Annotated in this window: 7 protein-coding genes and 2 pseudogenes; 3 read left to right on the forward strand and 6 right to left on the reverse strand. The window is 59.0% G+C overall.

The genetic code is table 11. The features are described 5' to 3' along the window. Positions 1-454: 454 nt before the first annotated feature. The 6 genes and pseudogenes from NKH80_RS29885 to NKH80_RS29910 form a co-directional block, all read right to left on the reverse strand. Positions 455-1,057: a transposase gene (locus tag NKH80_RS29885; RefSeq protein ID WP_352995601.1), complete on the reverse strand. Its 603-nt coding sequence runs from the start codon at positions 1,055-1,057 to the stop codon at positions 455-457. Continuing rightward, a complete protein-coding gene (locus NKH80_RS29890) occupies positions 1,057-1,431 on the reverse strand; it encodes a hypothetical protein (protein ID WP_352995603.1) in 375 nt (124 codons plus the stop codon). Before NKH80_RS29890 ends, NKH80_RS29885 begins: the two co-directional genes overlap by 1 nt. Further along, positions 1,418-1,585: a hypothetical protein gene (locus tag NKH80_RS29895; RefSeq protein WP_352995606.1), complete on the reverse strand. Its 168-nt coding sequence runs from the start codon at positions 1,583-1,585 to the stop codon at positions 1,418-1,420. Before NKH80_RS29895 ends, NKH80_RS29890 begins: the two co-directional genes overlap by 14 nt. A 73-nt stretch (positions 1,586-1,658) precedes the next feature. After that, positions 1,659-1,991: pseudogene (locus NKH80_RS29900) on the reverse strand (transposase); the annotation flags it as partial. Positions 1,992-2,851: 860 nt separating this feature from the next. Then, positions 2,852-3,817: a MurR/RpiR family transcriptional regulator gene (locus NKH80_RS29905; protein ID WP_352995608.1), complete on the reverse strand. Its 966-nt coding sequence runs from the start codon at positions 3,815-3,817 to the stop codon at positions 2,852-2,854. 309 nt (positions 3,818-4,126) lie between these two features. After that, positions 4,127-4,520: pseudogene (locus NKH80_RS29910) on the reverse strand (3-keto-5-aminohexanoate cleavage protein); the annotation flags it as partial. Positions 4,521-4,723: 203 nt separating this feature from the next. On the opposite strand from NKH80_RS29910, the gene NKH80_RS29915 reads away from it, so the two are divergent. The 3 genes from NKH80_RS29915 to NKH80_RS29925 are packed head-to-tail and all read left to right on the forward strand — an operon-like array spanning position 4,724 to position 8,509. After that, entirely contained in the window at positions 4,724-5,503 is a 780-nt protein-coding gene (locus tag NKH80_RS29915) for an enoyl-CoA hydratase/isomerase family protein (RefSeq protein WP_352995611.1), read from the forward strand. A gap of 1 nt (position 5,504) precedes the next feature. After that, positions 5,505-7,697, forward strand: coding sequence for an acetate--CoA ligase family protein (locus NKH80_RS29920; RefSeq protein ID WP_352995613.1), 2,193 nt, complete (start codon positions 5,505-5,507; stop codon positions 7,695-7,697). Next, positions 7,694-8,509, forward strand: a complete 816-nt coding sequence (locus NKH80_RS29925) for an enoyl-CoA hydratase-related protein (protein ID WP_352995615.1) — start codon at positions 7,694-7,696, stop codon at positions 8,507-8,509. Before NKH80_RS29920 ends, NKH80_RS29925 begins: the two co-directional genes overlap by 4 nt. Positions 8,510-9,349 lie beyond the last annotated feature (840 nt).

Raw genomic sequence — 9,349 nt, forward strand, 5'->3', positions numbered from 1 at the left:
CAAGCTCCTCGGCTCCTTGCTTCAGTGTCAGTATGTCTCGCTCATCACCTCAAGCCGCGCCAGATGGGGTCAGCTTGGCGCTTACATCCAAGGCCTCAGACGGCCATGTGGATCTTGGTACTCAGGCCACCGCGCGAACGACCAAGGGCCTGATCTTCAGACCCCCTCATATGAGGCACATGGTGTCAAATGGTAGTGGTGACGGCCTAGTCACTTTCGAACGCAGTCGGGATCGCCTCGCGGCGAATTGCGGAACAAGTCCACATCACCTCATATCCGGTCGGCTCGGGTGGAGCCTGCACCCATATCCCGCATGCACGGGCAAGTTTGGCGAGGCCGGGGAGGATGGGACCCATCTTTTTTGACGGCGTTAAACAGCGCTGGGGGGCGTCGGTCCACATCCATCCCGCTTCGTCGCGGGTGACGTTGGCCGCCCTCGCGTCGAACTCTTTCGTCAGGCCTTGGTCATGGCGCCCTCCGGCAGCAGGCCCTGGGTCAGATACCGGCACAAGGCGATTATCAGCTTGCGCGCCAAGGCGACGATCACGGTGCGGCGGATGCGTCCTTTGCCGGCGCCGACGCGCTCATGAAACCAGCGCGCGAGACCGCTATCGGGCTGATGGCGAAGCCACAGCCAGCCAAGTTCAATGGCGGTTCGTCGCGCTCGCGGATTGCCCGATCTCTGGATGCCTTGATCGCGGCTGACGGCGCCGCTGCTCCGAGGGCTGGATGCAAGACCGAGATAACCGGCGACCTCACGCCGGTTCTGGAAATCGCGGAAGAACACCTCGTTCATAATTACGCTTGCGATCGTCAGGCCGATACCACGCAGATTACTCAGTTGGACAATCACGGAAGCTGTGGTCTCGGCGGCCTGACCCTGTTCAGCCTCGACCTCCATGATCATCTCGATCACTTGCCACAAGCGGCGGCACTCGCGCTTGATCTCGTTCTTCAGGCAGGGCGGCAGATCCCGCCCGTCTGCCGTGCGCAGCGTCTCCAGCTGCTCACGCCAGTCCGGTCTGGCTGGCTTGAAGTCGCGGATGCCCTGGGTCATCAAGAGCCCTTGACGCGGCTCGAATGCTGGCCGCGTTCGTTGGCGAGCCGAGCCCGTTCCCGGCTGCGACGGCGATCGATCTCCTGCTCGAGACTCGGGACGCGCACGACCCGGCAAACCCTCGGCTCGCCACGTTCCAGCGCCATCAGCGTGCGCAGCAGCGCCGCCGCATCGAGGCGGTCCGTCTTGGCGCGGCGTGACCGGCGGTCGACCAGGATGCTAGCCGCGTCCAGAACCCGATTGTCGATGCCGCGGTCGCACAGGAAACGATGCAGCCAGAAACCGTCGTAGCCGGCCTCGTAGCACGACATTACCCGAACTGGACGCGTCAAGCCGGCCTGCGCCTGTTCGCGCCGGTGTTCAATGAGAGCCATAAGCCCCACCTCCTTGCAGGCGATGCAGGCTGATCTTGTCGACCGCCGGCGAGTGCAGGGCCACAAGCCAGGTCGACTTACTCAATTCCAGTGCCATGAAAATTGTGACAGTCTTCTTGTCGACGGGCGGCAGAGCAACGGATGAGAGATTCATGAGACGTCTCCAAAGTTAGGCTGTCGGACCCCGAAACCTTACCTGAGTTCCGCCGCCCGTCGCCTCATGGGATCTTTTTGGCCCCCGAAGCGTGCTGGTGGGCGCGAATGATGGTGGAATCAACGATCAGATACTCAAAATCGGGATCGTCCGACATCGCCGCGAAGATGCGCCATCAGACACCCTTGTGGCTCCAGCTGAAACGGCGGAACACGCTGTTCCAGTCCCCGAAAGCATCGGGCAGATCACGCAAGGGCGACCCAGTGCGCACGTTCCAAAGCACCGCTTCCACGAACATCCGGTTGTCGCGGCCCGACGATCCTCGCGTCCGCTGGTCGCCGATAATGTGCGCCGACATGCGCTCCCACTGATCGTCACGAAGAATCAGAGGGTCGAGAACACTCATTGCTGCCTTCAAAAGACAGCCTTGAAACTGATTTGCTCAGCCTTGGGAATCCCAAGAGTCCACACGTCCTAGAATTCGGGCTCGACACGCTGCGCGACCCGCCGGATTTTGAGGTGCTTGAGGATGCGGGCCTGCTCTCTTCTGCGCTTCGGCGATCCGCACGCTGAGCTTGTCAAGCGGGCAGGAGGCGTGTCTGGTACCCTGTCCGGCCCCGTTGCTGGAGGGGTCGGAACAAGAGCAGTGCGAAATCGTACGCGGCCCTTTATCAACCAAAGGCAGCTAAGGCTGATTTGATGTTGATGCCGCCATACGGGCTTCAGCGCATCCAACGACCCGTGGCTGTTTTTGGTTGATAAAGGAAAGTTCCCAGAGTCGCATAGAGAGGCGGCGCGGAACCGTCTATAACATGAGCGGAATGCTCGACACGTGCCGACGCAGTGCATTTTCCGCAGATCGTGGATGTGGCCTCGGCAGAAACCACACGCCTTCACACCCGTCGCATTAGTGCTTTAGTCGATCGCGTTGCAACACATCAGCATCTCTTGCTCCTGGGTGGGCCTCATCCGATAGAGCTCCACCACAGAGGAAACAGCAGGAGTTCAATCCTCGCAACAGGCGTACAGAGGCTGCCTTCGGATTTTCAGATTGATGGTCCCAGAGCAGCCTTGCCGAGAATGTCCCAGCGTACCGCGTCGAACCAGCGGACTGCTTTCGTAGACAGAATTGCTTCGAAGTTGCGAGCCAGGGCGCGACATCCTCATTCATGCCAGTCCGCTGTAGGCCAGCGGCGGCCGCATGACGACAGTCGATACGCCTTGCACAAGGAGATGGAGCCGGTCGTAGGCTGCAATGCATCGACATCACGCCTGATTCGGCATGACCGCTTTGCGCCTCTTGCCATCCATTTTCTTTGTCGTCGAAGAGGCCGACGGGGACGGGCGGACTTCCCGTGTCCAAGTTCTCGATTTCAAGTGTGTGCTGAAATCCGCAAGATGAGCATCGAACCGGAGTAGCGAGTCACGCGCGGCCTGCGCATCCTGTCCGGCGACCAACGCCCCCAACACTTCAGCCACCGCGAACGCTGGTGTCATCGTGTGGAAAAACGAGGGACTCTTCGTCTGGACAAGAACAACATCGTCGGCGATTCGGGCCAGCGGGGCCACCTCGCTGTCGGTGACGGCGACGATAGGAATGCGGTGTTGATGCGCATACTCAGCGATCTCAACCGTGGCGCGCGTATATGGGAACACGCTTGTCGCGAAGAGCACGTCATTGCGGGAGGCACGGGCCAGCGCGTCCGAACCGGTGCCGCCGACCGCATCGAGCATGACCGACTTTTCCCTAATCATCGAAAGAATATAGTGCAGATGCCAAGCAGTTGCGTGGCTCGATCTCAATCCGATGCAGAAGACACACTTGGCGGACGCAAGGCGTCTTGCCGTTGATACTATTGAATCAAGTTGAGACTCGGCCAGATGGAGAATCTCGGCCGCTTGCCCCCGGAGAATTTCGCGCGCAATACCATGATCGCCTTTACGCTTTTGAGCGATCGCTTGTACGCCGGCCTTTCCGGCGAATCCGACGTCGCCGCTGCGAACGGCCTCGGCATAGATTTCGCGAAGCTCGTCGTAACCTGTGAGACCAAGATGCTTTGCCAATCGTGTCATGGTAGCGGGCTGGACCCCGGCGACACGCGCCTGGTCGCGCATTGACAACAGCGCGACGTCATGTGGTTGGTCGATGATATAGCGCGCCGCCAATTGGAACTGCTCCGACATTGTGTCGAAGCTGGCGATCAATCGTTCTGAAAGAGGTCCGTCAGCCATGACTCCTACCTAGCGCAGCGTTATAGCATGCGCAACATATGTTACACTTTGGGCCAAGGCGCGTTCTCCTGACCCGAGTACCGCTGTTTCTTCTTTTGAAACGCAGCGACACGGATTCGACAGGAGCTTGCCCCCCCATGGTGCGCTCCCTTGTAGCCGACGAAAGTTCACTGTGAGGAAGGCGCGGAAGGCCCTCTCGTCATCGGCGCGTTCCCAGAATAGGAGAATCACATTTCCTGCCATGCATTACGTAGGTCGGCTGGCGTTGGCTCTAGGGAGGCCAAGTCAAGGAGGGCTTCTTGATACACAGAGCGCCGCAAACTCCGTTTCATAAGCTTCCGTAGGTTACGAATTCTCGTAGCGCCAGCGAAACGGCCTCCGGCCGAGTTTCCATTTTGACAGCAATCTGTTCCTGCGGTGTTTAGCGACCGAGCGACTCGCTCGTGACCTGAACGATCATTTCATTGCCCACGGTGCAGCCGATGGCCTCAATGACATCCCGATCTGCAGACGCATCTAGGACATGGCGGCCGTCCCGATCGCGCACATGGACGTGGATAAGGCAGGCTCCCGCATCGAGGCACGTCCGGGCCGTCCGCGCCAGATCGGCTGGCCCGAGCGGTAAGGAAGGATGATCAGCCTTGGTCAGCCGTCCGCCATTGGGCGCAACGCAAATTGCGGTCGGCCGTCCAATTTCGATCAGTCTTCCTGAGCCAATCGTGTTTCTTCCCCCGAGTATGTGCAAAGACGCGCGCTCCTGCTCGTGTCGACCTCTCATTAGGATACAAAATGATCCACGCAGCTCACTAGTGCAATTTTGAAACATGTGTTGCAAATCAAATCGCCTCTGTTATCGTGTCCGCCAACCGTGATCACCCGTCCAGCGGGGTAATAGGGAAGTACATAATGTTTGAAACGGTTGCCTACGAAATCCAGAATGGTATCGCCGAAATTCGTCTGAACCGCCCGCACCGCCTGAACGCAATGGTGCAGAAACTATACGATGATGTCCTGGCGGCTCTTGATGAGGCGGAACGCGACAAGACCGTGCGCGTCATTATCCTGACGGGAGAAGGCCGGGCGTTTTGTGTCGGCGCCGATTTGAAGGAGCACAAGGCGGGTCGCACGGCCTTCGATAGGCGACAATATCTGATGAGCGAACAAAGGGTGTGTAGACGTCTCGTCTCACATCCAAAACCGATCATTGCGGGCGTGAACGGCTATGCGCTTGGCGCCGGTGCCGAGATGGCTCTCGCTTGCGATTTTATGGTCATGGCCGCCTCGGCGCGGATCGGATTTCCCGAAATTGGCCTTGGCGCATTCCTCGGGGGTGGGGTTACGAATATCCTTCCACGACTTGTCGGCCTCGCAAAAGCGCGTGAGCTGATCTTCTTCGGTCGGCAGATCGACGCAGCGGAAGCGGTTAGGATCGGGCTGGCCTCACGCTGTATCCCCGACGAGGCGTTCGCTGCAGGCATCCGCACTTTGGCGAGCGAACTGTCAAAGAAGGCGCCATTCTCGATGCAGCTTGCCAAAGAACAGTTGGCGTCGGCTGCTCACGAGACGTTCGACTCTGCTCTTACTGCTGAGCTTGAGGGCATGACGTTTTGTTCGACTACGCGCGATTGGCAGGAGGGCGTCGACGCCTTCGCGGAAAAACGTTCCCCGGTCTTTCGGGGGGAGTAACATGGCGTCGAATGACCTCTTCAACATTCTGTCCCCCGACTCCATTGCGATCATCGGCGCATCGAAGAACCCCGCAAAGAGGGGATATCGGTCGCTAAGAAAACTCTTGGATGACGGCTATGCCGGGGAGATCTACCCGATTAATCCAAAGGAGAGTGAAATCTGCGGGGTTAGGTGTCTACCCGATCTGGCGAGCTTGCCGGGGCCTGTCGACCTTGCGCTGGTCTGTACTCCTGCTTCGACGGTCCCCTCAGTCATCGCCGAATGCGCGGCAAAGGGTGTGCGCGGTGCCGTGGTTCTGGCGGGTGGCTTTGGGGAGGCTGGAGACGACGGTAAGCGGCTCCAGGGTGGAATGCTTGCCGCTGCGCGCGCTGGCGGTGTGCGGATTATCGGGCCAAACACCTCAGGCATGTTCAATAGTCACAAAGCCTGCAATCTCGTCGGCTTTTCGGACTTGCGGAAGGGTACCATCGGCCTTTTGTCTCAATCCGGCAACATGGCCCTGTCGCTCGTCACCGAAGCTCAAGCCAACGGGCATGTAGGTTTGAGCACTTATGTGGGGGTCGGTAACGAGGCCGATATCCGCTTCGACGAGTACCTCGACTACTTTGCGGCCGATACCAACACCAACGTGCTGATCGCCTACGTGGAAGGCCTAAAAGACGGCCGCCGCTTTTTAAACGCCTTGAGGCGGATCTCGCTAGAGAAACCAGTTGTCATCTACAAATCGGGTCGGACAAGTGCCGGACGCGATTGCGCGAAGTCTCATACCGGCGCTTTGGCTGGCGAATATGCGGTCAGCGGGGGCGTGCTGAGGCAAGCCGGCGCAATCCTTGCACATCGGTCCGATGAGATCCTGCCGATGGCGGAGGCGCTCTCGCTGCTGCCCCCCCTGCGTTCGCGCCGCCTCGCCATTCTGGCGGATGGAGGAGGCCACGCGACAATTGCCGCCGACGCATTGTGCGAACGCGGGCTGGTGCTCGCTCCCTTGAGCGAAGACACGCGGCGGCGGCTTGCGACAGTGCTCCCTCCGGCCGCATCGGTTGCCAATCCAGTCGACGTGGCTGGCGGCACGGACACGGATCCGTCAGTGTTCGCCGCTTGCGCCGAGATTCTCTTGCAGGATTTGATGGTGGATGGACTTCTGATATCCGGTCTCTACGGCGGCTACGCGGTCCGTTTCTCAGAAGACCTGCTCGCCGCAGAAATCGATGCTACGAACCTCATCGGCGCAATGCCGCGCCGGTTCGGCAAGCCAGTGGTCGTTCACAGCCTGTACAGTGCCCTTCAGGCAGATCAGCGGCCGTTACCACTCCTGGAGATGCGGCGAGCCGGCATCCCCGTGCACCGCTCCCTGGAAACGGCCGTGCTGTGCATGCAGGCTCTGGCGGAGTACGGTGAGGTGGGCAGCGCCTTTTCAACGCCGCTGCCAAACCGAGCAGGGCACGGCAGAGAATTCGAGCAGGTTCTTGCGCGCTGTAGGGCTGAGGGCAGGCGGGTAGTTTTGGAGCATGAGGGGCGAGCCAGCCTTCACGATTTCGGCCTGGATCTCGCTCCGGCTTTGCTGGCTCACGATGAAAAGGAGGCCGAAGAGGCTTTTCTCCGTCTCGGCGCACAGCCGGTGGCAATGAAGATCGTATCTCGCGATATCCTGCACAAGACGGAGGCGGGCGGCGTCCATCTCAATGTTGTCGACGTCGCATCGGTGCGCAGTGGCTTCCTTGAGATCGTCGCCAATGCCAAGGCTGCAGTAACCAATCCGAACATTGCAGGCGTCCTCGTCACTCCGATGGCGGCCAAGGGGGGAGTCGAGGTCATCGTCGGCGTCGTACGCGATGCCGCGTACGGTCCCATCATGATGTTCGGACTGGGCGGGGTCCTCGTCGAAGTTCTTAGGGATGTGGTATTCCGCGCGCTTCCGATCTCACGAAATGATGCATTTACGATGTTGGACGAAATCAAGGCGCAAGCGATTCTCGATGGCGTGCGCGGGGGAGCGCCGGTTGATCGAGACGCGCTCGCAGACTTGATGGTGAGTATTTCCGATTTCGTTGGAACCTGCCCGGAAATCGACGAACTCGACCTCAATCCCATCCTTGCCTATCCCGACGGTCTGAGCGTGCTCGATGTGCGCATTCTTCTCACCGCATCCTCCACAGCGCGGTCGGTAGAGAAGGAAGGGATTGAGGCATGACCGATCTGCCAAAACTGATCGACTCGAAACTCGAGGTTAGCGACCGTGTCGCCATGCTCGTGCTGGACCGCGACGATGTCAGAAACGAACTCACCGGGACGGCCCTCATCGACGATATCGTGCGGACGGTCGACTGGATCAATGGCGGTGGGGCCGTCTCGGTCCTGGTCTTAACGGGGGCTGGCAAGGCGTTTTCCGCCGGCGGCAACGTCAAGGACATGCGGGACCGTAGAGGAAGCTTCGCTGGCGACGTCTTTGAGGTGCAGGAACGCTATCGGCGCGGCATCCAACGAATTGCACTCGCCATGCACCGGCTGGACGTCCCGGTCATTTCTGCGGTCAACGGCGCAGCAATCGGTGCTGGTTTCGATCTGGCAACCATGTGCGACATCCGTATTGCAGTAGAGGACGCGGTATTCGGCTCCACGTTCATCAATCTTGGCATCGTACCGGGAGATGGCGGTGCTTGGTTCCTGCAGGATCTGCTCGGTCCTCAAAGGGCGGCGGAGCTGATCTTCACCGGGCGTCTGGTGCGCGCCGAGGAAGCTCTACGACTGGGAATCGTCCTTGAGATCGCGGCAGCGTCCGAATTGCAGTCGCGAGCCCTGCAGCTTGCTGCAAGCATTGCAGGAAAACCTCCTCAGGCACTTCGACTCGCAAAACGACTGCTGAAGGCAGCGCGGCGATTGGACCTGCCTGATTTCCTTGATCTCTGCGCAGCATTTCAGGGCATGTGCCACAATACAGAGGACCATGTTGAAGCGGTCGAAGCATTCCTGGACAAACGTCCGCCCCGGTTCCAGGGGCGCTAACCGCCATTATCACTTACGCAGCGTGCCATCAGTGACGCTCGAAGCAGTTTGTCGCTGGCAAGCGGTAGGACCAAGGTTGGGGTGCTACTCACCCCTATCAAGGGGTCACACCGGCTCCGCGTTCCGCATTTATGACTATCCTATGTGACTACCCTAATGTGATCCATATGATTTTATCCACAATAAACGAAACACTTGTTGCAAACGAGGCCGAAGTCTGTTTATCGTGTGGAAATCGTCATCGCTAACGCTATGAGATATGTCCAATCATCGTGGCCGCGGCTTGCAAGATGCTTAACGAAAACAGCGAAATTCGGCAGAAGGTGCTAAGCGGTCCGTAATCAAACACGCGGGAACAATGCGCAGTGTTGAACTCGGCCGAACCTGCAGATTGAGGCCGAATGGTGGCGCCCGACCTTCATCGCAATGCCCAGCTCGGTTATTGGTGGAAAGCATGGCGCCCCAACAGAGAAATGGCTTCATTCGCGTCAATATTATCCAACGAGCATAGCCGAGACGTGTCTTTGAAGAGCTGGTTTAGGGAGAATGTGAACGGGGCAGATAAATGGGGTTGAAGCCCTACGTGGAGGCTCTGCCGATCCGAGTCTCGAACAAGTGCCGTTGTTCGCGGATTCCAGGCAAGATGCACGCGTAACGACTATATAACTCAGCAAAACATCTTACAGGCGTTAACTGGTTTCACCGTCGGCCAATGTCCCGGTTCGAAGAAGCGGGACATTGGCCATTATCAAGATAGGAGGACTGCAGGTGTCTGCATTTAGTCAAGATGAATACCGCGCGCGCACGACCCGCCTGCGCCAGCAGATGGCAGAGCGTGGC

The sequence above is a fragment of the Mesorhizobium sp. M0904 genome (assembly GCF_040319475.1).
In the GTDB taxonomy this organism is placed as follows: domain Bacteria; phylum Pseudomonadota; class Alphaproteobacteria; order Rhizobiales; family Rhizobiaceae; genus Mesorhizobium.

Excerpts from the sequence above, each read along its gene's own strand:
- NKH80_RS29885 (WP_352995601.1), bottom strand. The coding sequence starts at position 1,057 with ATGACCCAGGGCATCCGCGACTTCAAGCCAGCCAGACCGGACTGGCGT.
- NKH80_RS29890 (WP_352995603.1), bottom strand. The coding sequence starts at position 1,431 with ATGGCTCTCATTGAACACCGGCGCGAACAGGCGCAGGCCGGCTTGACG.
- NKH80_RS29895 (WP_352995606.1), bottom strand. The coding sequence starts at position 1,585 with ATGAATCTCTCATCCGTTGCTCTGCCGCCCGTCGACAAGAAGACTGTC.
- NKH80_RS29905 (WP_352995608.1), bottom strand. The coding sequence starts at position 3,817 with ATGGCTGACGGACCTCTTTCAGAACGATTGATCGCCAGCTTCGACACA.
- NKH80_RS29915 (WP_352995611.1), top strand. The coding sequence starts at position 4,724 with ATGTTTGAAACGGTTGCCTACGAAATCCAGAATGGTATCGCCGAAATT.
- NKH80_RS29920 (WP_352995613.1), top strand. The coding sequence starts at position 5,505 with ATGGCGTCGAATGACCTCTTCAACATTCTGTCCCCCGACTCCATTGCG.
- NKH80_RS29925 (WP_352995615.1), top strand. The coding sequence starts at position 7,694 with ATGACCGATCTGCCAAAACTGATCGACTCGAAACTCGAGGTTAGCGAC.